The sequence below is a fragment of the Caballeronia sp. S22 genome (assembly GCF_964261745.1).
Taxonomy (GTDB): domain Bacteria; phylum Pseudomonadota; class Gammaproteobacteria; order Burkholderiales; family Burkholderiaceae; genus Caballeronia; species Caballeronia jiangsuensis.
Genome location: NZ_OZ180039.1, coordinates 858,814 through 881,577, shown reverse-complemented (window position 1 = coordinate 881,577; position 22,764 = coordinate 858,814). Strand labels below are relative to the sequence as shown.

General features: G+C 65.6%; 15 protein-coding genes and 1 pseudogene. 11 read left to right on the top strand and 5 right to left on the bottom strand.

The window, feature by feature from the left end; all coding sequences use genetic code 11:
- Window positions 1-3: 3 nt before the first annotated feature.
- The 3 genes from ACEN42_RS35835 to ACEN42_RS35825 all read left to right on the top strand — a co-directional run bounded on the left by ACEN42_RS35835 (window position 4) and on the right by ACEN42_RS35825 (window position 4,936).
- The gene (locus ACEN42_RS35835) at window positions 4-921 is read left to right on the top strand and encodes a type VI immunity family protein (RefSeq protein ID WP_371882393.1); all 918 of its coding nucleotides are present in this window, start codon (window positions 4-6) and stop codon (window positions 919-921) included.
- Window positions 922-1,206: 285 nt separating this feature from the next.
- A complete protein-coding gene (locus ACEN42_RS35830; protein WP_187603694.1) occupies window positions 1,207-1,914 on the top strand; it encodes an OmpW family protein in 708 nt (235 codons plus the stop codon).
- A 193-nt stretch (window positions 1,915-2,107) separates the two neighbouring features.
- A complete protein-coding gene (locus tag ACEN42_RS35825; protein WP_371882392.1) occupies window positions 2,108-4,936 on the top strand; it encodes a DUF2235 domain-containing protein in 2,829 nt (942 codons plus the stop codon).
- 13 nt (window positions 4,937-4,949) lie between these two features.
- Here ACEN42_RS35825 and ACEN42_RS35820 read toward each other — a convergent pair whose 3' ends face one another.
- The gene (locus ACEN42_RS35820; RefSeq protein WP_371882391.1) at window positions 4,950-8,294 is read right to left on the bottom strand and encodes an AAA family ATPase; all 3,345 of its coding nucleotides are present in this window, start codon (window positions 8,292-8,294) and stop codon (window positions 4,950-4,952) included.
- A 310-nt stretch (window positions 8,295-8,604) separates the two neighbouring features.
- A pseudogene (locus ACEN42_RS35815) lies at window positions 8,605-8,775 on the bottom strand (GMC oxidoreductase); the annotation flags it as partial.
- A 104-nt stretch (window positions 8,776-8,879) separates the two neighbouring features.
- Here ACEN42_RS35815 and ACEN42_RS35810 point away from each other — a divergent pair.
- A complete protein-coding gene (locus tag ACEN42_RS35810; RefSeq protein WP_371882390.1) occupies window positions 8,880-9,908 on the top strand; it encodes a LuxR C-terminal-related transcriptional regulator in 1,029 nt (342 codons plus the stop codon).
- 34 nt (window positions 9,909-9,942) lie between these two features.
- Here ACEN42_RS35810 and ACEN42_RS35805 read toward each other — a convergent pair whose 3' ends face one another.
- Both ACEN42_RS35805 and ACEN42_RS35800 read right to left on the bottom strand, forming a co-directional pair.
- Window positions 9,943-10,713 carry a hypothetical protein gene (locus ACEN42_RS35805; RefSeq protein WP_371882389.1) on the bottom strand — a complete coding sequence of 257 codons (771 nt, stop codon included), beginning with the start codon at window positions 10,711-10,713 and terminating at the stop codon, window positions 9,943-9,945.
- A 363-nt stretch (window positions 10,714-11,076) separates the two neighbouring features.
- Window positions 11,077-12,018 carry a LysR family transcriptional regulator gene (locus ACEN42_RS35800; RefSeq protein ID WP_187603061.1) on the bottom strand — a complete coding sequence of 314 codons (942 nt, stop codon included), beginning with the start codon at window positions 12,016-12,018 and terminating at the stop codon, window positions 11,077-11,079.
- A gap of 185 nt (window positions 12,019-12,203) precedes the next feature.
- Here ACEN42_RS35800 and ACEN42_RS35795 point away from each other — a divergent pair, with 185 nt between their 5' ends.
- From ACEN42_RS35795 to ACEN42_RS35770, 6 genes are read left to right on the top strand one after another with little or no spacing between them, the layout of a single operon-like run.
- Window positions 12,204-14,249, top strand: a complete 2,046-nt coding sequence (locus ACEN42_RS35795; RefSeq protein WP_371882388.1) for a hydantoinase/oxoprolinase family protein — start codon at window positions 12,204-12,206, stop codon at window positions 14,247-14,249.
- 4 nt (window positions 14,250-14,253) lie between these two features.
- On the top strand, window positions 14,254-16,002 hold the full coding sequence (locus tag ACEN42_RS35790) for a hydantoinase B/oxoprolinase family protein (protein ID WP_371882387.1): 1,749 nt from the start codon (window positions 14,254-14,256) through the stop codon (window positions 16,000-16,002).
- Complete coding sequence (locus tag ACEN42_RS35785; RefSeq protein WP_371882386.1) at window positions 15,999-17,168, top strand: CaiB/BaiF CoA transferase family protein; 1,170 nt, start codon at window positions 15,999-16,001, stop codon at window positions 17,166-17,168. Before ACEN42_RS35790 ends, ACEN42_RS35785 begins: the two co-directional genes overlap by 4 nt.
- On the top strand, window positions 17,165-17,977 hold the full coding sequence (locus tag ACEN42_RS35780) for an enoyl-CoA hydratase-related protein (protein ID WP_371882385.1): 813 nt from the start codon (window positions 17,165-17,167) through the stop codon (window positions 17,975-17,977). Before ACEN42_RS35785 ends, ACEN42_RS35780 begins: the two co-directional genes overlap by 4 nt.
- A 51-nt stretch (window positions 17,978-18,028) precedes the next feature.
- The gene (locus tag ACEN42_RS35775; RefSeq protein ID WP_371882384.1) at window positions 18,029-19,390 is read left to right on the top strand and encodes an MFS transporter; all 1,362 of its coding nucleotides are present in this window, start codon (window positions 18,029-18,031) and stop codon (window positions 19,388-19,390) included.
- A 12-nt stretch (window positions 19,391-19,402) separates the two neighbouring features.
- Window positions 19,403-20,338 carry a hydroxymethylglutaryl-CoA lyase gene (locus ACEN42_RS35770; RefSeq protein ID WP_187603067.1) on the top strand — a complete coding sequence of 312 codons (936 nt, stop codon included), beginning with the start codon at window positions 19,403-19,405 and terminating at the stop codon, window positions 20,336-20,338.
- 14 nt (window positions 20,339-20,352) lie between these two features.
- On the opposite strand, the gene ACEN42_RS35765 is transcribed toward ACEN42_RS35770, so the two are convergent.
- Complete coding sequence (locus ACEN42_RS35765) at window positions 20,353-21,120, bottom strand: alpha/beta fold hydrolase (protein WP_371882383.1); 768 nt, start codon at window positions 21,118-21,120, stop codon at window positions 20,353-20,355.
- Window positions 21,121-21,369: 249 nt separating this feature from the next.
- Here ACEN42_RS35765 and ACEN42_RS35760 point away from each other — a divergent pair, with 249 nt between their 5' ends.
- Entirely contained in the window at window positions 21,370-22,731 is a 1,362-nt protein-coding gene (locus ACEN42_RS35760; RefSeq protein WP_371882382.1) for an MFS transporter, read from the top strand.
- The last annotated feature ends 33 nt before the right edge of the window (window positions 22,732-22,764 follow it).

Genomic DNA, 22,764 nt, shown 5'->3' with positions numbered 1-22,764 from the left:
TTCATGCCTGCAAATCCCTTGATCAGCCCGAGCCCCGACCCGGCGGTACCCTTTGCGCTGGCGGAACTGAAACAGCACCTCCTGCTGTTCGTCGACACGCCGCCTGGGCCGAAGACGGCGCGCGCGGTCTACGATTTGTACATGAGGACCTGGGGCGATCCGTTTCGCAGGTATTGCTCGACCGACCCGGGCTATCCGCTCCTGGAGTGGACGCCGGAAGCACGCCAACGCTTCGAGCAGGTCGAGTTGCTGCGATTGCGCCGCTTCGAGGCTTGGGGATACGGTTTCTTCGAAAGCCGCGCGACCGACGCATGGCTGATGATGTTCCATGGTTACAGACCCTCGTCCGAGCCGGGTCATGCCAGCTTTTTCCGATTCGAGTTCGACTGGGCGTTGCCGCCCGAACGGCTGCTGCGATTCACGCAGGACGTTCTCGGCATCGTTCGGTGCGTCTCCGGCTATGCGGGTTACTTCTTCCAGGCTCAAGCCAACGGACCTCTCGCCCGGTCGTCCTTCAATCAGGTGTACGCTTTGGCGCGCCGCTACTGGGGCGTGGAGGCCGAGGACCTCGACGTCACAGCTAAGAATATGCTGGACGCCTATAAGTGCCCGAGCTGGCTCACCGTTATCGGGCAGCGGCTTGAGTCGAAGGACGCGGACGCCGTCGCCGCCGCGCGGTCCGTCGCCTACCGTTGGCAGCGTCTGCCCGGCGGGCTGATCCTCCAGGCTGGAGCGGCGCCGGAATTGGGCGATCGTCATCGGCACGAGCGACTGGCGACTTACGAGGCCATCGCGCAGGCGCTGCTGCCATTGCAGGTGCGCGACCATGCCTCGTTCGGCGGCACGCGCTGGACCGCGGACACCACCAATGGCTGGCTGCAGCGCTTCACCGCGCCCGATGCGTTTGCGCGGATGCCATGACTTCGCCTGCATCGTCACTGTGCCCCAGACGCCGCACAGAACTCATCGATCGTGCGCCCTCTGAGCGGCACCGGATGCGGATCGGGCATGAGCCAAGCGTGCCGCGCATTTTTCCTTCTCCGTTCGCGGGTCGCTCCGACGCCGGAAGCACCCCCCGTTACCACGCCGCGCCCCACTAAGCAATCGATAGTCATCCCAATCGTATCCGACCTACCCTCGCGTACGATCAATATTCCTGAGCGAATGCGATGCAGGGAGACACATCCAGTGAAAGCATCCCGTTTGATGGTCCTCTGCGCCGCGCTTGCCTCGTCTCCCATGACCAGTCACGCGCAATCCCTGCAGAATCTCTACGTCACCGCCGGCTGGTTCCATCTGGCGCCGCAAGACAGCAGCGGCCCGTTCACGGTGACTTCGGTCAACGGCCGGCCCGTCAACATCGTGCAGCCCAACACGGGCGCGGGCGCGTCGAGCGCCGACACGTTCGGCGGCACGATCGGTTACTTCGTGACCAGTCATATCACGGCGGAGCTCGAAATCGGCATCCCGCCGAAATTCGATATCACCGGCACCGGGTCGCTCGAAAGCTTCGGCAAGCTCGGCACCGTCAAGCAATGGAGCCCCGCGCTGATCTTCAAGTACGTGTTCTTCGAGCCGCAAGCGAAATTCAGGCCGTATATCGGCGTGGGCGTCACGCGCACTTCCTTCAGCGACGCGGAAATCACCAACACGGCGTTCGAAATGCGTGCGCTCGGCGGCACGACTACCGCCGACGCGGACTCCACCTGGGCGCCCATCTTCAACATCGGCTTCAACTACGCCGTCAACGAGCACTGGTTTGGCGTGATGTCGCTGTCCTACATTCCGCTGCATACGACCGGTCACTTCACGACCACGAGTCAGACGCCTCTCGGGCCCGTCACCCGGCGCTCCGAGGCCAAGCTCACGCTCGATCCCATCGTTTTCTCGCTGCGCGTCGGCTATCGGTTCTGATGCGAAAAGGCAGCCCGGCTTTTCAAACCGGGCACGCGCGCTTCGTCTTGTCGGCATGATCCGCCCGAAATAGCACGGACGGATGGCGTAGCATTCCTAACGTCTGTCGGGAGGACATGCTGCGTCTGTCACATAGTGAATCGGCGCGAGACACCGTGAAACGTGTGCCTGCCCAATCGACGGGAGCTCGGCGATGACCAGTATCGTGGTACTTTCGGACGGCACCGGAAACAGCTCCGCCAAAGCGCAGAAGACCAACGTGTGGCGCATGTTCCAGGCGCTCGATCAATCGGCGAGCGATCAGATCGCGTTCTACGACGACGGCGTCGGCACATCGGCCAACAAGTATCTCGCGCTCGTCGGCGGTGCGTTCGGCTGGGGCCTCAAGCGCAACGTCATCGATCTCTACAAGTTCGTCTGCCGCAACTATCGGCCGGGCGACGACATCAGCGGCTTCGGCTTCAGCCGCGGCGCCTTCACGATCCGCGTGCTCGTCGGCCTGATCGACTCCGAAGGTCTGCTCGAGCCGACCTCCGAGGAAGATCTCGATCGCGATGCCCGCAGGGCTTATCGTCACTACCGTTCCGCGCGCTTTCCGTCGAAGAGTCCGCTGGTCTGGGGACTGCGCGCACTGCGCGACGGCTTGCTGTGGGCATCGGACCGGGTGCGGCGGCGGCCGCTCTATGCGCAGGTCGCGAAGCGGAAACAGATACCGATTCGATTCCTCGGTCTGTGGGACACGGTCTCCGCGTACGGCGTGCCGATCCTGCCGCTCAAGCGCGCAATCGACGCGACCATCTGGCCGATGATGTTCGGCGATCTCAAGCTGTCGCCGCATGTGAAGCGCGCGTGCCACGCGCTGTCGCTCGACGACGAGCGCTCGACCTTCCATCCGCTGCCGTGGGATGAAACCGGCGAACCGCAGACCGGCGACGCGCACGGCGGCATCCAGCCGGGACGCATCACGCAGGTATGGTTTCCCGGCGTGCACTGCAACGTCGGCGGAGGCTATCCCGAAGATCAGCTTTCGCTCGTCTCGCTGCACTGGATCCTGAACGAGGCGATCGCGGTGGGAATTCGCGTGCTGCCTGCGGCGCTCTCCGATATCGTCGCGACACAGTCGCCCTTCGCGCGCGTCTACGATTCGCGCAAGGGGCTCGCGGGCGGTTATCCCTATCTGCCGAGGCTGGCGTTGCCCTGCGTGACGAAGGATGGGAAACCGTTCTGGCCGATCGTGCACTGGAGCGTGCCGGTGCGCGTCGCATTCGGCACCGACCGCTATGCGCCCGTCGCGCTGCGCGAGAGCTTTCAGGTGCTCATGCCGGACGGCACGCTCGAAGCGGTTCCTGCGAATCCGGGCATCGCCGCGCCGCCATTGCTGCGTCCGGCGCAGGCCGCGACGCGGCCTACGGGCGAAGCCGCCGCCAGGCTAAAGGAGAACGAAGCGACGCTCCGTCAGGCTCTCGCCTCGCTGAAGGAGCGTGACACCGCGGCGATGGGCCTCGCCTGGGACACGGTGTTCTGGCGCCGCGCCGCGTATCTCGCGACGCTCATCCTATCGGCGCTGCTGATCCTCTTTCCCTGGTTCACGATCGGCATCGAATGGCTGGAGAAGTGGCACAACGGCGCGCTGAGCGTTTCGAATCCCGCCCAACTCGAAGACGACATGTTCAACACGGCGCTGACCTTCATCAAGGGCATGCTTCCGTCGTGGAGTTCTCCGTGGACGAGCGCATTCGGCGCGCATTCGAGCGTCTTCGTGCTGACGCTGCTCGTCTGGCTGGGCTCGCTCCAGTTCGGCGGCGTGCTGAGAAAGCGCGTGCATGACCGCGCATTTCTCGCGTGGCATCCGAAGCTTTGCCTCACCTATCTCGAATGGCGCCGGCTGTCCGAGGCGGGCAGCCGCAACATGACGCTGGCCGGCGCGGCGTTGTTCGCACTGCTCGCGGCCTTCGCGTGGGGCACGCTGAAGAACCAGCGCACCAGCTGGGAGCTGACGGGGGCCGCCGTCGCGCTATGCGCCCTCGCGTTGTGGCGACAAGCGCGCGTGAGGCGGCTCGACCGGAACCACAGGGCCGTGAACCAGCGCGACGCCACGCCCGCGGCGATTGCGCAGGCCATGAAAGGTGGTTTCGCGCTGAGCCTCGCGCGCAGGCTGCGTGACAACGGCGCATTCGGGTATGTCTGCAAGAAGATCGAATGCGTGATTCTGCCGGGCCTGTGCCTGGCATTTGTCGGGCTGCTCGGCATCGCCGTGGCGAACCGCGCGTTGTTCGACGGGCTGAGCGCAGTCGGCAAGGTTTGCGCAATCCAGAAGGCCGGCGATACGGCGGCCGATCCCGCGAAGCCGATGGGCGTCGCGTTCCACACGAAGGATCTGTGCTGGGATTCGGGCGTGACGCTGGACAAGGACGCGCGCTACGAAATCCGGCTCGTGACCGACGGCGACTGGCTCGACCGGAGCGAGCGCGCGGACGTGGGCGGTTTTCCGACGGACACGGCCGCTCACTTCGCCGCAGCCGGGCTCAAGCGCTGGTGGTTCGAAGACTGGTTCAAGCCGATCGCGCGGATCGGCGAGAAAGGGCACGACGAATATGTGCTCGAACCCGAAGCGCCGTTCGCATCGTATCGATATGCGAACAATCATCGCGCTAGCGGCGTGATTGCCGCGAGCTCGAAGCCGCCGCTGTGCGACGTCGGCGGCGGACATCTCGAACCGCTCGGCGCGCAGCAGGCCGCGTGCGTCGTGGGCGGCGATCCGACGCCCGCCGGCCGCAAGGTGCTCGTGTCGCAGATCACCGCGAAGACGGGCGGGCGGCTCTTTCTGTACGTCAACGACGCAGTCGCCCCGATAGGCTTCGACAAAGGCCGTTTCTACCCCAACAACCTCGGCTGCGCGCAGGTGATCGTCTCGCAGGTGATGGACGACCGCACGCGTAAGCTCGTCGGGCAGAGCTTGCCGTGCTCGACGGCGTTGCCGGCCGCGAACGCAATCGTGCAGAACACGCCGCCGTCGCGATAGCGCGCGACGACGTCTACTCCGGCGTCGCGCATGTCGACAGCAACTGCCGCGCTTCTGTGACGAGCGCGCAGTCCTGCTCTTCGGCGAAGCTGGCGACGAGCGCTTCGAGACACTCGCTCGCTTCGTTGCCGCGTCCTTCGATGCGCAGCACGCCCGCAATCTCGATGCTGGCGCGCAGTTCGAGCAGCCGCAGGTTCTGCGCCCGTGCGTCGGCAGCCGCTGCGCGCAGCAGCGTGAGCGCGAGACCCGGCTCGGCGCGCGGATCGGCTTTCTCGACGACGCCCGCCGCGTAGGAGAGATCGACGAGGCCGGTCCGCTGGCCGGTGCGCAGGCAATCGGCGCGCGCGGCGGCGATGCACTGCCGCGCGTCGTCGTGGCGTCCGAGATGCGTGAGCGCCTGCGCGCGCCACGCGTGCACATAGGCGAGGTCGTTGCGCCCACCGTTGCCCGCGAGATGCTCGACCGCTTCCTCCAGCCGTGCAAGCGCGTTCGCGTGCTGTCCTTCCCGCGCCGACGCGACGCCCTCATATACCATCGCCCAGCCTTTCCAGAACGGCAGACGCTGTGTGTCGCACAGGTCGATGCAGCGGCGGCACAGCTCGCGCGCCGCGCCGATATCGCCGATCTCGACGAACGGCCGCGCCCCGACGGCCAGCGCCTGCGACAGCACGAACGGCTGAGCGAGCGCGTCGGCGTGATCGATCGCCATGCGCGCGAGCCAGCGGGCGCGGCCGAAGCGGCCCGCCGACAGCTCGCAATAGCCGAGCCAGCAGCACGCGGTCACCTTGGCGTCGTTGAAGCGCCCGTAGCCGGTGGAATGCGCGAGGTCGTAAGTATCGATCACATATTGCAGGAGCGTCGCGCAGCGCTCGAACTGGGCTTGCTGATAGAGGATCGGCCCGACCGCTGCATAGGCCACGATCTTGCTGTCGGTATCCTGCGTACCGGAAGCAAGCTCGATCAGCCGTTCCGAGGTCGCGACGCACTTGGGCGAATCCGCGGCGGCATAGGCGAAATTGTTGATGCCGACGAGCGCCAGCACGCGCAGCCGTTCCTGCGTCACGCCGTCGAGCAGCGCTTCGGCGCGGGTCCACAGCGCGGCGCATTCCTCGCACGCGTAACCCTTGAGCGCCCAATGGCATGCCGCGCCCATCACCAGTAGCGCGACCTCGCAGTCGGCGCGCCGGGCCGGATTCGAGTGCGCGACGAGCGCGAGCCCCGAATCGACATGCGCGAGCGCCTCGCGATGACGATACCGCGCCATCGCGACCCGCGTGGCCGCGATCCATTGTGCAAGCGCTTCGTCGGTCAGGCCCGCGCGCGTCAGGTGCAGCGCGAGCAGTTCGGGACTCACCTTGACGCGATCGGCGAACACGTCCGCGAGCGCCTTCGCGATGCGCGCATGAATGCGCACGCGCTGGCTCTTCAGGAGACTGTCATAGGCGACATCGCCGACGAGCGCGTGCTTGAAACGGTAGATCGCATCGTCGCCGCCTCCGCGCCGGAAGACCAGCCCGCTCGCTTCGAGCGACGCGAGCGCTTCGGCGAGCCGCGCATCGTCGACGGGCGCGATCGCGGCCAGAAGCGCGTGATCGAACTCGCGCCCGATGCACGCGCCGATCTGCGCGATGGTCTTGACCGGCGCGAGGTGATCGAGCCGCGCCATCAGCGAATCGTGCAGCGTGAACGGAATCGCGAGCGGCGCGGCGGGCCCGTTCGTTTCCCAATGATCGCCGGCGTCGCGCAGCAGCCCGGCTTCGAGCACGGTCTGCGTCAGTTCCTCGACAAAGAGCGGCACGCCGTCGGCGCGTTCGAGAATCTGTTCCAGGACGTCGGGCGGAAGCGGCTTGACGGCGGTCAGCTCCGCCGCGATCTGCGCACCCTGGCGCCTCGCGAGGCGATTCAAATGCAGGAGCGTCACGTTGCCGTGCGCGGTCCACGCGGGCGTGAACTCGGGGCGGCAGGTGATCAGCATCAGGATCGGCCAGTGGCGGATTCGTTCGATGAAGCGCGCGATGGTTTCGAGCGTGTCGGCGTCGGCCCACTGCGCATCCTCGAAAATGATCAGGAGCGGCTGACCGCTCGACAGCCGGATAGGCTGCTCGACGAGCGCTTCGATGGTCACTTCGCGCAGCCGCTGCGGGGAATCCATGCGCGGCGGATAGCGGTCGGTCGGCAGCGAGAGCAGCGCGGCGAACAGCGGCGCGACCTCGGCGCGCTCGCCGGGTTCGAGCCGCAGCGCCGCTTCCAGCTTGTCGAGGCGCGTTTCGGGCGAGTCCTGGCGCTGGAAGCCGCTGGTTTCCGACAGATGCCCGATGATCGGGTGAAACGACGAGCTGGTCTGAAACGGCGAGCACTGGTAGAGCAGGGTCAGATGCTGCTCGCCGCTCAGCCGTTCGCGCAGCACATGGGCGATGCGGCTCTTGCCGATGCCAGGCTCCCCCATGAGCAAGACGGCCTGGCCTTCGCCGTCGCGCGCGGTGCGCCAGCGCGACACGAGCAGATTGACTTCGTGTTCGCGGCCGACGAACGGCGTCGCACGAATCGGTCGGAACGCGCTGTAGCGGCTTTCGCGGTACGCGAGGCCCGCGACGCGCGACAGGTTGACGGGCACGCTGATGCCCTTGAGTTCGTGCTCGCCGAGCTCTTCGAGTTCGAACGTGCTGCCGAGCAGGCGACGCGTGCTCGGGGCGATCACGATTTCGTCGGGGCCGGCGTGGGCGCACAGGCGCGCGGCGAGGTTCGGCGTCGCGCCGACGGCGGTATCGAAAGGCGAGGATTCGTGGCCTTCCAGCTCGCCGACGACGACCGCACCCGTCGCGACGCCGATATGCACGCGCAGCGGCGCGCTGGCGGAAAGCCGCCCGACTTCGGCGACGATTTCGAGCGCGGCGCGCACCGCGCGCTCGGCGGCATCTTCGCGCGCCTGCGGGAATCCGAAATAAACGAGAACGCCGTCGCCGAGATATTGCGCGACGTGTCCCTCGTAACGCGTGACGACCCGTGCGCAGGTCTCCTGATAGATCCGCATCACTTCGTGCAGTTCTTCGGCGTCCAGACGCTGCGCGAGTTCGGTCGAGCCGGCGAGATCGCAGAAAAGCACCGTGAGCTGACGCCGCTCGCCCGGCGCACGATGACCACGGGAGGGCAGCGGCGCCTGCCGCGCGGCTTCGCGCTGGGGTTGAGGGTGCGACAAGGCATCGAGCAGACGCCGGCGGTGACCGAGCAGCATGCCCAGTTCGGCGAGATCGCGATCGGTCAGGAGCGGCAGCGATTCCAGGTCCACGCCATTGGCCTCGAATACCGTCGCGTAACGTTCGAGGCCAAGCTCGCCAAGCCATGTCGAAAGCGGATCCATCGAGCGACTCCTCTGTGCCAACGTGCGTGCGCAACATCGGCACGCTGCGACTCGCGCGTGCATCGGCGACGGGTCGAATCGGCAGGACTACATGACGCCAGCGTTCCTCTGGCCTATTAGATTATCGTGGATATGCGCGCTTTTAATTAGCCCTAAGTGGGCTGTATCGAAATGATTTGCGCAGGCGCGACAGACGACGATGAAGCGGACGCTTCAAATGTGCCGATTGCCGGTCCGACGACGCACCGATCGCGCTCGCAGCGAACGATCGGTCACGTCAGGGAGAAGACGCGTGGGGCGTGTGCCGCGATCATCCGCGTCGCGCGTTTTCGAGGATCACGTCGCTGGCTTTCTCGCTGATCATGTACACGGGCGTGACGATGAAGAATCCCGGAATGCGCGGAAAAATGGACGCGTCCACCACTCTCAGGCCGGTCGTGCCGAACACGCGTAAGCGCGAATCGACGACCGCGGCCGGGTCGCCCGGCTTCATTTCGCGGCGCACGCGGCGCGCGAATTCCACGCCCCTCACCACCGCATAGAGATATCGGGCATGGCCGCGCGAGTCGGTATAGCATGCATCGCATGTACATACTGCTCATCGGACCGGCGGGACTGCTTCGCGACGGCGTTGCGGCGCTCCTGCGCGCGTTCGTGCCGGATGCCGACGTGCAGGGATGCGAGCGTCTCGGCGCCGAATGGCCGGAGGGCCGCAAGCCCGATTGCATCGTGATGGACGGCGACTCCATGAGCGAGTCGAGCGAGGCGCTCGATGTCGTGCGCGGCCATGCACGCACCACGCCCGTCATCGTGCTGCTCGCCAGAGCGAAGCGCGAACTTGTCGATGAACTGATCGCGGCGGGCGTCGCGGGATGCGTCGAGAAATCCGCGTCGGCGGAGCTGCTTACCGGTGCGCTGAGTCTCGTGCTGGCGGGCGGCGTGTCGCTGCCACGTTCGCTTCTCGTAGCGGGGCGCGACGCGCCGTCCACGTCATCGGAAAGGACGGCGCCGCGCGCCGCGGCCGAGCCCGGCCCGGACCTGCATCTGACGCCGCGCCAGATCGAAGTGCTCGCGCTTCTCGCGCGCGGACGCTCCAACAAGATGATCGCGCGCGAACTCGATTGCGCCGAAGCTACCGTCAAGACGCATCTGACGACGATCTTCAAGGCGCTGAACGTATCGAGCCGCGGCGAAGCGAGCGCGGTCGCGGCGCGCATGGAAAAGATCCGCGATACCCAGGTCAATCATGCGGTCAACGGCCTCTTGCCGGTCGCGCGGCTGCTCGGAAGGATGGAGAGCCAGCGGTTTCGCGCCGGCGAAGTGCTGTTTCGCAAGGGCGACCCGAGCGGCCAGATGTTCTACGTCGAGACGGGCGTCGTGCGGCTTTCGGAGCTCGGCATCGAACTGGGCGCGGGCACGGTGCTCGGCGAGATCGGGCTCTTCTCGCCGGAGCGCCGGCGCACGTCCACGGTGATATGCAAGACCGACTGCGAAATGCGCACCGTTTCGGCCGCCGACGCGATTCGGCTCTACTATCAGGAGCCCGAATTCGCGCTGTATCTGGTGCAGCTCATCGCGGGCCGCCTGCAGGCCGACAAGGAACGCGGCGCATAGGCGTTTCGTGACCCGAAGCATCGCCGCGCGTCGTTCATTCGTGCGCTTCCAGCGCGAGCAGGTTCAGCACGATCAGGATTGCGTCGCGATTCTCCGGCGTGATCTCGATGCCGAGCGTCTGCACCATCCATCGGCCGATCTTCGTCGCGGCGAAGCACGCTGGCGTCGCGTCCTTTTTCATCGTCACGCCGAGCTTGCGCGCGCGATAGTGATACGAAGGCACGTCGTATTGCTCGGCGACGCCCTTGAGGCCGGCCTTGCGTTCGCTGCTCGCGCCGAGGCTGCCCGCGAGGATGAGCCGGTCCGGCGCGTCGCACATCGCGATGAACACCCGTGCGAATGCCCGCACGCGCGCCTCGTTCAGCCCGAAGTCGGCGAGCGTGGCTTCGACTGGATCGTCGGGTGCATGTGCGCGGGAGTCGACTTCGTCCTGCACGCCGTCGACTTCCAGCGACAGATTGCGCTGCAGGCTCGCGCTGCGCAGGCAATCGATCAGAAAGCGGCGAAAGTAGGCGCACAGCGCATACGCGGTGGACGGCGCGCTCTCCGCCGACGCGTGCGACGGGCGCTGCTCCGAGTCGAGCCGCAACACGCGCGAGAAGAAGAACTGCGAGATCAGTTCTTCCTTGTCCTCGTGCAGGCCGCGCAGTTCGGGCGGGTAGTAGGACCGGAGCGTCGACAGCACCAGCCGGTAGATATGCCCGATCTCGATATCCGAGAGGCTTGCGCGGCGATGCCAGAGGTCGGCGAGCGAATAACCCTCCCGCGCGAAGGCGCCGGCGTCCTGATGGGTCAGTGCGTCCATGACGGCACCGCATCGTGTGGAACCGGGGCGCGGCGCGCCGTATGCATCGCCGTGAAGTCGAGTTTCTTGAACATGGCCCCTCCTGGGGAGACCGGTTCGCTGCCAAGCGAGTGGCCCGAGGCGCTTCGGCTTTGCAGCCGTTCCTGCGAGTCGGCGCTTACAAATTAGTGGCAGGAGGAGGGGGGCGAAATCAGCCGGACGACCTACATCGAAAGTCGTAGAGGGGCAATGCGGGTGCTGTAAGGCCAGCCGGATTCATCGGAGCCGGAGCGTCAGGGCGACGTCCATGCTCGTCACAGATAAGGACGATGGTGGACGCGGTATTTCGAACGCTTCACGACGCGTTGTCGGAGGATGCACGCCCTAGCGAAGCTGTTCGTCCCGCTTTTGCTTGCACAGCTCGATGAATCGCTGTACCGGAGCGGTCGCCGTGGCCCCGCGACGCGTCGCGATTCCATAGGGCGCGCCGCGCCGCTCGATGCGGATCGGCAACACCGCCATCATTCCGTGCACCTGAAAGTACTGGGCGACTTTCAACGGCATCAGTGCGACGGTCCCCGCGCTGGCTCGCAGCAACGACAACGTGGCGAACGTCGAAGACGTTTCGATGGCGTAACGCGGAAAGGGGACCTCGGCGTCGTCGAAAAGCTGTTCGAGCAGGGAGCGCATCGGCAGGGCTGCCTGCGGCACGATCCAGGGATTGTCGGCAAGCTCCGCAAGCGTCATACGCTGCACGCTCGCGAGCGGATCGGCGCCGTCCACGACCAGACACACTTCCTCCACTTCGAGCGGAATGAAGTCGTAAGCTTCAGGATGCACGCTGATGCTCGGCCGCCCGATCACGAGATCCAGCAGACGCTGATCGAGCATCGATAACAAACGCGCGCTGTTGTCCTCCCAGACCTCGACGGACACGTCCGGCTGAACTTCCCGCAACGAGCGCAGTATGGGCGCCAGCCATTCGGGCATCGAGCCCATCACGGCGCCGATGGCGAGCATGCCGCCGCCGCCGCGCATGATGGCCGCAAGCTCGTCGCGCAGCGCACCGATCTCGGATCGCACGGCGCGCGCATGCCGGATCACGCAGCGCCCGAGTTCGTTCGGCACGATGCCGCGCGGCGAACGCGCGAACAGCTCCGTGCCGAACATCGACTCGATTTCGCGCAGCGACTTGGTCGTCGCGGGCTGCGAGAGCGACACCTGCTGCGCCGCCTTGCGCAGCGAGCCGTGGTCGTCCAGCGCGATCAACAGCGCGACATGATTGCCGCGCAGCCGCCTCAATATCGCATCGATACTGGTTATCACCGATATAACTCCAACGTCTCACCTGATCGGAAGGTTTCATTATCTGGCCGCGTCGATGCCTCTTTAAACTGGCCCGGTCGATGTTCGTCACGGCGCGGCGCCCGGCGGCGCGGCTCGATCATGCCGGAACACACGCGGCATGAGCAAGCGAACCAGAAATCACGCATCCACAGGAGAGAAGCAAATTGAAAAGAATCGGACTCGATGTCGGCGGCACCTTCACCGATGTCGTGATGGTGGACGATGAGACTGGACGCATCTGGTCGACCAAGGTGCCGACGACGCCGAAGGATCGCGTCATCGGCACCATCGAAGGCTTCCGCAGGATTCTCGAACTGTCGGGCACCGACAGCGCGGACGTCTCGTTCCTCGGCCACGGCACGACGATGGCGACCAACATGGTCGTCGAAGGCACCGGCGCAAAGACCGCGCTCGTCACCACGCGCGGCTTTCGCGACATCCTCGAATTGAGGCGCGTGTCGCGTCACGATCGCGCCGATCTGTACGATCTGCTGTTCGACAACCCGCGTCCGCTCGTCGAGCGCCGCTGGCGGCTCGAAGTGAACGAGCGTCTGCGCCATGACGGCAGCATCGAAACGCCGCTCGATCACGCGCAGCTCGAAGCGCTCGCCGATCAGATCCGGGCGTCGGATATCGAAGCCGTCGCCGTGTGCTTCCTGCACGCGCACGTCAATCCGCGCCATGAACGCGAAGCCGTCGGTACGCTGCGCCGCCTGTTGCCGGACCACTTCATCTGCGCATCGCACGAAGTGAATCCCGAATCGATGGAATACGAGCGCGCAAGCTCGACCGTCATCAACGCGATGCTCGGACCGGTGTGCGGACGCTACATCGGCCGGCTCATCAGCGCGCTGGCGCAACACGGCTTCGCGGGCAAGTTCCTCTTCATGCAGTCGAACGGCGGTCTCGCGAGTCCGGCGATGGTCGCGGACAAGCCCATCGTGCTGCTCGAATCGGGGCCAGCGGGCGGCGTCTCGGCGGCGATCCGCAACTGCGAGAAGAGCGAACTCAGGAACGCGATCCTCGGCGACATGGGCGGCACGACCTTCGACGTCTCGCTGATCCGCGACTTCCGCCCCGAGCTGCGCAACAAGAGCCTGCTGCATACCTATACCGTGCGCTCGCCCAGCATCGACATCGATTCGGTCGGCGCGGGCGGCGGCTCGATCGTGTGGATCGACGCGGGCGGCGGCGTGCGCATCGGGCCGGAGAGCGCGGGCGCGGACCCCGGTCCCGCGTGCTATGGACGCGGCGGCACGCGTCCGACCGTCACCGACTGCAATCTGGTGCTCGGCTATATCGATCCCGACAGCTTTCTCGGCGGCGAATTCAAGCTCGATGCGCAGGCGGCGTGGCGCGTCGTCGATGAAGTCATCGCGAGGCCGCTCGGCGTCTCCGTGCCCGAAGCCGCGCAAGTCGTGCGCTCGGTCGCCAACGCGCTGATGGCGCAGGCCATCCGCATCATGACGGTCGAGCGCGGCTACGATCCGCGCGAGTTCTCCTACATCTGCTACGGCGGCGCGGGGCCGGTGCACGCGGTCGATCTGGCGCACGAAATGGGCATCCGCCGCGTGGTGATACCACCGTTGCCGGGTCTCTTCAGCGCGTTCGGCATGACGGTCGCGGACCAGCAATACGACTATCAGCGCCCGCTCGAAAGCGATCTCGCGAGAATCGACGACGCAACCCTGCACGCCGCGCTCGACGAACTGACCGCGCAAGGCATGGACGAGCTGCGGCGGCACGGCGTCGAAGCGCAGGGCGTGAAAGCCGTGCGCCTCGCCGATTGCCGCTACGCGGGCCAGCCCGACGTCATCACCGTCGAAGTGCAGGGCGAGGCGCAGGGCATCCGCGAGGCGCTCGTGCGCGCCTTCGAAGACGCGCATCTGCGGCAATGGAATTTCATCAGCAAGGACAAGCCGGTGGTGGTCGCCAACGTGCGCCTGCAACTCGTGACGACGACCGGCTGGCGCGGCGGCGTGGCGAGCGCCGATGGCGGCGAACTGCCCAAGCCGGTACGCACCCGCGAGGTGTATTTCGATGGCGGCGTGCGCACGTTGCCGGTGTTCGCGCGCACGCAGATTCCGGTCGGCGCGATCATCGAAGGGCCGGCGGTCATCGAGGAGCACAGCAGTTGCGCGGTGCTGAAGGCGTCGCACGTCGCGCGCGTCGATCCCGATCTCAATCTCGTCATCGAACTGGCAGCCTGAATCCATGGACATCGTTACTTACGAAATCATCCGCAGCAGTCTCTTCGCGGTCGCGCGTGAAATGAAGATCGCGATGATGCGCACCGCCGGCAGCCCGCTCATGCACGCGAGCGGCGATTCGTCGGCCGCCATCTTCGACGCCGACATGCAACTCGTCGCGCAAGGCAACGACATTCCGACGATGCTCGGCTCAGCCGTCATCTCGACGCGCGTGTCGGTCGAAGCGGTCGGGCGCGAGAACCTGCGCCCCGGCGACGTCATCGTCAGCAACGACGCCTACGTGGGCGGCGGCAATCATCAGCCGGACGTGCAGTTCACGCGGCCCGTGTTCGCCGGCGGCAGGATCGTCGCGTTCGTGATGACGCGCGGCCACTGGACCGATATCGGCGGGCAGTCGCCGGGCAGCTATACCGTCACGACCTGGGACGTGTTCGCCGAAGGCATCCGCATTCCGCCGGTGTTTCTCTATCGCAACGACGAGCCGGTGCAGGACATGCTCAACCTGCTCACGAGAAACAGCCGCAACGCGCACGAACTGCTGCTCGACATTCAGGCGCAATATGCGGGCACCTTCGTGGGCGACCGCCGTATCGGCGAACTGGTGGCGAAGTACGGCGCCGATGCGCTGCGCGACGTGATGAGCCAGAGCCTCGATCACTCGGAAAAGCTGATCCGCGCGGAGATCGCGCGCATTCCCGATGGCGTCTATGAAGCGCAGGAGTATCTCGATCCGATCGAAGCGCCGGGCTGGAAACAGGAGCGCCCGCTGCTCAAGGTGAAGATCACCAAGACCGGCGACCAGATCACTTTCGATTACACCGGCACCGGCCCGCAGGCGCGCGGCGGCATCAACTGCCCGCTGTCGGTCACGTGCAACAGCACGTGGTTCACCGTGAAGGCGCTGACCGATCCCGGCATCCCGATCAACCAGGGCTGCTATCGGCCGGTGACGATCATCGCGCCCGAGGGCAGCGTGCTGAACTGCCGCTATCCCGCATCGGTCGTGTCGGGCAACACGGAAACCTCGCCGCGCGTGATCGACCTGCTGCTCAAGGCGCTTGCGCCCGCGGTGCCGGAGCGCATCACGGGACAAAGCAACTGCGCGTCGTGCGCGGGGATTTTCAGCGGACGCGATACCGATGAGGCGCGCGTCGCTCGCACCGGCCAGGAATTCGTCACCATGCACGACGTCCACGCGGGCGGCATGGGCGCGCGCGCGGGCAAGGACGGCGTGAGCGGCGTGCGCGTCTATGTGGGCAACGCGGGCAGCCAGTCGGTCGAGATGATCGAAGCGACTTCGCCGCTTCTGGTCGAGGAATGGTCGCTCGTCACCGACAGCGGCGGCGCGGGCCGCCGGCGTGGCGGGCTGACCTCGCGGCGCGTGTATCGCGTCGAGTACGACGAAGCCACCTTCACCGTTTCCGGCGAGCGCGGACGTTCGGCGCCCGAAGGCCACTTCGGCGGCCAGCCCGGCACGCGTTTTCAGTGCGTAGTCGAGCGCGCGGACGGCAGCGAGCACAAGGTCGCGGCGAAGGGCGGGCAGACGGTCGTGTATCGCGGCGATCGCGTGACGGTGCAGCCCGCGGGCAGCGGCGGCTACGGCGATCCGGGCGAACGCGAGCAGACGCGTATCGACGCCGATGTCGCCGATGGCTACATCAGCGCGGACGCGGCGGCGCAACTCTACGGGCAGCGTCACCATGCGGCGCCGGAGCAGGCGGCCGACGCGCCGTTGGAAGTGGCGGCGCCATGAGCACGCACGAAACCATGAACCGGACACTGCCGCTCGCGGGCGTGTGCGTGATCGAGATCGGCCATAGCCTCGCCGCGCCGTACGCGGGCATGATCCTCGGTTCGCTGGGCGCGGAGGTCATCAAGATCGAGAGCGCGGAGCACGGCGACTACGCGCGCGACTGGGGCCCGCCCTTCGTCGATGGCGCGGCCGCGCTGTTTCATGCGGTGAACCACGGCAAGCAGAGCATCGCGATGTCGCTGTCGAATCCGGATGAAGCGCAGGCGTTGCGCGAACTGATCGCGCGCCGCGCCGATGTCGTGCTGCAGAACCTGAAGGCGGGCGGCACGGAGAAGTACGGTCTCGGCGGCGAACAGATGGTGCGCATGAAGCCGTCGCTCATTTATTGCAACCTCGGCGCGTTCGGCACGGCCGGGCCGCTGCGCGACAAACCCGGCTACGATCCGCTCGTGCAGGCGTTGTCCGGTCTGATGAGCTTTCTCGGACAGCCGGGCGAACCGCTGTCGCGCATCCCGGTGTCGGTGAACGACATGGGCACGGGGCTTTGGGCCGCCATCGGCGTGCTCGCCGCGCTCTTCAGACGCCAGGCGACGGGCGCGGGCGAAGTCGTGTCGGTGTCGCTGTACGAGACCGCGATCAGTTGGGCGGGCATCCAGATCGCCGACTATCTCGCCTCGGGTGTGTTGCCCGGACGCTGGGGTTCGGGGACGGCCGCGATCGTGCCGCATCAGGCCTTCGAATGCGCGGACGGCACCATCATGGTCGCCGCGGGCAACGACCGCCTGTTCCGCCGCCTGTGCGACGTGCTCGCGATTCCCGCGATCGCCGACGACGCGCGCTTCGTCACCAACGGCGCGCGCGTGAGCAACCGGGTCGAGCTGATCGATCTGCTGCATGTCGAATTCGCCAAGCGCGGCGCCGCGCACTGGCTCGATGCGCTCGACAAAGCCGGCATTCCGTGCGGGCCGATCCAGACCATCGATCAGGTGGTGCAGCACGAGCAGACCAAGGCGCTCGACCTGCTGCGCACCACCGACGACGGCGCGGCGACGATCGTCGGCGTGCCGATCTCGTTCGGCGGCGCGCGGCCCGCGCACACGGGCGTCACGCCGAAGCTCGGCGAACACAATCATCTGCTGGCGAAGACGCCACTGGAGACATCTTGAAACTTGCATCGCAACTGGCTGGCGCACTCGACGCGCTGACGCTCGAAGAAATCGACGAACAGATCCTCATCGTCAAACTGAACCGTCCGGAAGTCTCGAATGCGATCAGCACGACGATGGGCGAGGAAATCATCCGCGTATTCGGCGCGCTCGAAGCGAACCCGGCGCTGTATCGCTGCGTGATCCTCACGGGCGCGGGCGAGCGCGCGTTCTGCGGCGGCGCGGACCTCAAACAACGCGAAGGCATGACCGACGAGCAATTCGGCGTGCAGCACTATCTGTTCGAGCGCATGAACCGCGCGATCACTTATTGCCCGGTGCCGATCATCTGCGCGGCCAACGGATCGGCGGTCGCGGGCGGGCTGGAACTGCTGCTCGCCTGCGACTTCGCCTATGCAACGGCGAACGCGGTGTTCGGCTTCACGGAAGTGAAGCGCGGCATCATGCCGGGCGGCGGCGGCACTCAGCAATTGCCGCGGACCATCGGCGCGCGGCGGGCGAAGGAGCTGATCCTGCGCGGCGCGAAGTTCACGGCGCAGGAAGCGCTCGCGTGGGGCGTCGTCAACCGGCTGTGCGAACCGGGGCGTGTGCTGGCCGATGCCATCGACGCGGCGCGCGACATCTGCACGAGCGCGCCGCTGTCGGTCGCGCAGGCGAAGAAGGCGATCGACCTCGGCATGCAGGGCGACCTGCGCACCGGGCTGTATCTGGAAATCGAAGCGTACAACCGGCTGATTCCGACCGAGGATCGTCTCGAAGGCATCAGCGCCTACAACGAGAAACGCTCACCCCGATTCAAAGGCCGCTAGACCATAACGGCACGGCCGACCCGAAACCCGGATTCACCGGAGGAGACAGACATGACACCCGACATCGGCAGCTTCGACAGGCCGGACGCCGAAGCGACCTACGGCAAGATCACGCGCAGGCTCATACCGTTCCTGTTCCTGTGCTACGTGTTCGCGTTTCTCGATCGCATCAATATCGGCATCGCGCAGCTCGACATGAAGCACGACGTGGGCTTCAGCGATCTCACCTACAGCATCGGCGCGGGCATCTTCTTTCTCGGCTACGTGCTGATGGAAGTGCCCAGCAATCTGCTGCTCGCGCGCATCGGCGTGAAGCGCACGTTCTCGCGCATCATGATCCTGTGGGGCTTGATCGCGGCGGGCACGGCGTTCGTCACGCTGCCTTCGCATCTCTACACCGTGCGCTTCTTTCTCGGGCTTGCGGAGGCGGGGCTTTATCCCGGCGTGATTTTCTATCTCACGCGCTGGTATCCGGTCGAGCGGCGCGCCAAGGTGATCGCCATCTTCACCTGCGCGACCGGCATCGCGGGTCTCTTCGGCGGGCCGCTGTCGGGTGCGCTGATGACCTACTTCAACGGCTACTTCGGCCTGCATGGCTGGCAGTGGATGTTCATCGTGCAGGGCTTGCCGGCGAGCGTGCTCGGCGTGATCGCATTCTTCTTTCTCGATGACGGCCCGCAGCAGGCGAAGTGGCTCACCGAGCGCGAGAAGGCCGTCGTGCTTCACGATATTCGCCGGAGTTCGAGCGTTTCGACGACCCACACGGAGCACACCTTCGGCCGCGCGCTTCGGGACTTTCGCGTCTACGTGATGGGCTTCGTATGGTTCACGCAGATCGCAGGCGTATTCGCGATCGGCTTCTGGCTGCCGACGCTCATCAAGAGCGCGGGCGTGTCGAGCGCGTTGCAGATCGGCTGCTATTCGGCGATCCCGTATTTCGTGAGCTGGATCGCGCTCATCATGCTGAACCGTCATTCCGACCGCACCATGGAGCGGCGCTGGCATTGCGCCATCGCGATGGTGTTCGGCGCGGCAGGCCTCGTCGTCGCGGCGTTCACGACGGGCAACCTCGCGCTGTCGCTGGCGGCGCTGTCGGTGGCGACGGCGGGCATCCTCGCGCCCAATCCGCTGATTTGGGCGATCTCGACCGACTACATTCGCGGCAGCGGCGCGGCGGGCGGCGTCGCGGTGATCAATTGCGTGGGCCTGCTCGGCGGCTTCGTCAGTCCGATGATCATCGGCTCGATCAAGACCATGACCAACAGCATGGCGGGCGGTCTCGGCGCGATCGCGCTGCTGATGGTGCTCGGCGCCATCGCCGCCGTGGTGCTCGCGCCTGCGACATCGACCGCCGCGGCTACCGCCGGACATACCGATGAAAGCAGCGATGCGGTCGCCGATGCGACGATCTGAACAGGAGCTCACATGAACGATAGAGAAGTGCAGATTCGCGAAGTCGGCTTGCGCGACGGCTTGCAGATGGTGCGCACCATCCTCACGAGCGAGCAGAAGCTCGAATGGTGCGCGCGTCTCGTCGATGCGGGCGTGACCGATATCGAAGTGACGTCCTTCGTGCCGCCGAAAGTCGTGCCGCAGTTCGCGGACGCGGTCGAGGTCGCGGCAGGCGCGCTTGCCATCGACGGCCTTCATGCCGCCGCGCTGGTGCCGAACCTGAAGGGCGCGCAGCGCGCATTCGACGTGGGCCTCGCCAAGGTGCATTACGTGCTGTCCGCGAGCAACGAGCACAATCTGAAGAACGTGCGGCGCAGCACGGCGGAGTCGGTGGACGACTTCGTGCGCATCGCGGCGGCGCGCGACGAGCTTAGCCGCGATATCGTGCTCGGCGCGGGCGTGGCGACAGCGTTCGGCTGCACGATCGCGGGCAAGGTGGACGAAAGCATCGTGTTGGGACTCGTCGAAACGCTCATCGAAGCCGGCGCGCAGGAGATCACCATCGCCGACACGGTCGGCTATGCGAATCCCGCGCAGGTGCGTGCGCTCATGCGGCAGGTGCTGGCGCTTGCGGGGCAGGTGCCCGTCGCCTGTCATTTTCACGACACGCGCGGTCTGGGCCTCGCCAACGTCATGGCCGCGCTCGATGCGGGCGTGCGTGCGTTCGATGCGTCGCTCGGCGGTCTGGGCGGCTGTCCGTTCGCGCCCAATGCAACGGGCAACATCAACACCGAGGACACGGTGTTCATGCTCGAAGCGCAAGGCCTGCGCACGGGCATCGATATAGACGAACTGCTGGCGATTCGCGAGACGATCGCCGCATGGCTGCCGGGCGAGCCGTTCACGGGCGCGATCGCTCGCGCGGGATTGCCGAAGACCTTCGTGCATCGGCAGGCGATCGCCGCGTGAATTAGCTCGAAGGCCTAGGACCCCGCCGCGAGCCGTTCGAGCAGATCGGCCAGCAGGACGGGCGCGAGTACCATCGCATCGTGGCCTGTGTCGATGCTCTCCCAGCCCCAGTCCGGCTGTCGCGACCGAACGTGTTCGCGCACGTGCGCCAGCGTGTCGTACGAAGGATTCGCGCAATGCACGTAGGTGCAAGGCAGTGCATTGCCGGGCGGATGTTCGAGCAGAAGCGGCGTGGTATAGGTCGCCAGCGGATGCGGCGTGAGCCGCCGGAGAACCCAGCCGGCAAGCGGATGATCGTCCGGAATGCCGGTGCCCTTCAATCCGCTGACCGGCATGCCGAGTGACTGGCCGCTTGCCCTCACCGACTCACGACGCTCGTCGACCACGCTTGCGGGCAGGACATCGAACGCGCACTGTCCGCTTTCCACGAGCAGGCTGTCGAGGAACAGGATGGTGCGCAGCGCGTGGGGAATACGATCGGCGACGCCCGATGCAACGAGACCGCCATAGCTATGACCCACGAGCACGACATCGTTCAGTTCCTCTGCTTCGATGACGTTGACGATATCGGCGATGTTCACATCGAGCGACGTTGCCGACGCGATCAAGTGATGGCGCTCGCCGAGTCCGGTCATCGTCGGCGCCATTACGCGATGGCCGCGCCCGGTGAGTTCGTCCATGACGGATCGCCAGACCCAGCCGCCGTGCCAGGCGCCGTGGACCAGTACGAAGTTGAAGCGAAGCGGGGTATCGGGCGAGTCGTTCCGTGGGGTGTCGTTCAAGCCGGTCTCCTGATCGATGCATGCGTGCATGAAGGCACGGTGAATCGTCGCAGAGATAGAGCCGCTACGCAACCGATCGACGGGTGCTTCGAGCATAGCCGGTTACTGGTTATCACCGATATAACCCGGGCGTCTCACCTGATCGGTACTTTTCATTATCTTCGCGCATCGATGTTTCTTAGACTGACCTGATTGCCGGATTCTCGAGCCGATCACATTAGCCCAAGCCGCAAGACATGGAGACAGCGAGTGAACCAGTCCGTTCTAGAGTCCGATCCGACATCAGCCGATTCTCTCGAGTCCGGCTCGAGCGCAAGCGCGCGTGAACGCGCGCTCTATCTGCGAGTCACGCTTCGCATCGTGCCGCTGCTCTTCGTGTGTTACGTCGTCGCGTTCCTGGATCGCATCAATGTCGGCTTTGCGAAGCTGCAGATGCAGGACGCGCTCGGCTTCAGCGATAGCGTCTATGGTCTGGGCGCCGGCATCTTCTTTCTCTCGTACTGCCTGCTGGAAGTGCCGAGCGCAATGCTGCTCAGGCGCATGGGCGCGAAGAAGACCATCGCGCGCATCATGATCTGCTGGGGCATCGTCGGAGCGTGCTCCGCATTCGTGACGAACGTCCCTCAGTTCTATGCCGTGCGTCTGCTCCTGGGCGTCTTCGAAGCGGGCTTCTTCCCAGGCGTGATCTTCTACCTGAGTTCATGGTTTCCGGAGAGAAGGCGCGGCGTGATCATCGCGTGCTTCATGGTCGGCTTTCCGGTCGCGGGGCTCGTCGGCGGACCGGTGTCGGGATGGGCGATGACGAGTCTTGCGCACGTCGCCAACCTCGCCGGATGGCAATGGCTCTACATCGTCGAGGCGTTGCCGGCGGTCGTGCTGGGTCTCGTCACGCTGTTCCTGCTGGACGACAACATCGACAAGGCAAGATGGCTCACCGAAGCGGAGAAGAGCGTGCTTCGTCAGGGCTTCGAAGTGGAGATGGAGCGAAAGCGCAGTGCCGGGCAGCATGGTCATGCGAAGCTCGCCGAGGCGCTTTCGGATCCGAAAGTTTATATGCTGGCGTTCATCGATTTCGCCTTTGTCTGCGGAACCTATTCGGTGACGTTCTGGCTCCCGACCGTCATGAAAGACGCGGGCATTTCGAACCTTTCCCTGCTCGGATGGCTTTCCGTCATACCTTACGGCATGGGCGCGATCGGCATGGTCGCGATAAGCCGAAGCTCGGATCGAATGCTGGAACGCCGGTGGCATGCGGCCATCGCGGGATTCATTGGCGCCGTCGCGTTATTGCTCGTGTCGCATCCGACGAATTCTGCCGCACTGACCGTCGGGTTGTTGACGGTTGCCTGCGTCGGTATCTTCGCCACGAACGTGCTCATCTGGTCGCTCGCGGCGGACTATCTGAATGGCTCGCCGGCAGCAGCGACAAGCATCGCTTTCGTCAATTGCATCGGCTTGCTGAGTGGTTTTTGCAGTCCGTTCGTCATCGGATGGCTCAAGACCGCGACGGGAACGCTCGTCAGCGGCCTTTACGTGATGACGGCAATACTCGTGGCGGGCATTCTCGTCATGTTGCTCGGCTTCAGAGGCCGGGGCAAAGCGCAGGCATGATCTGCAACGTGAGGACCGATGCACAGAGCGACG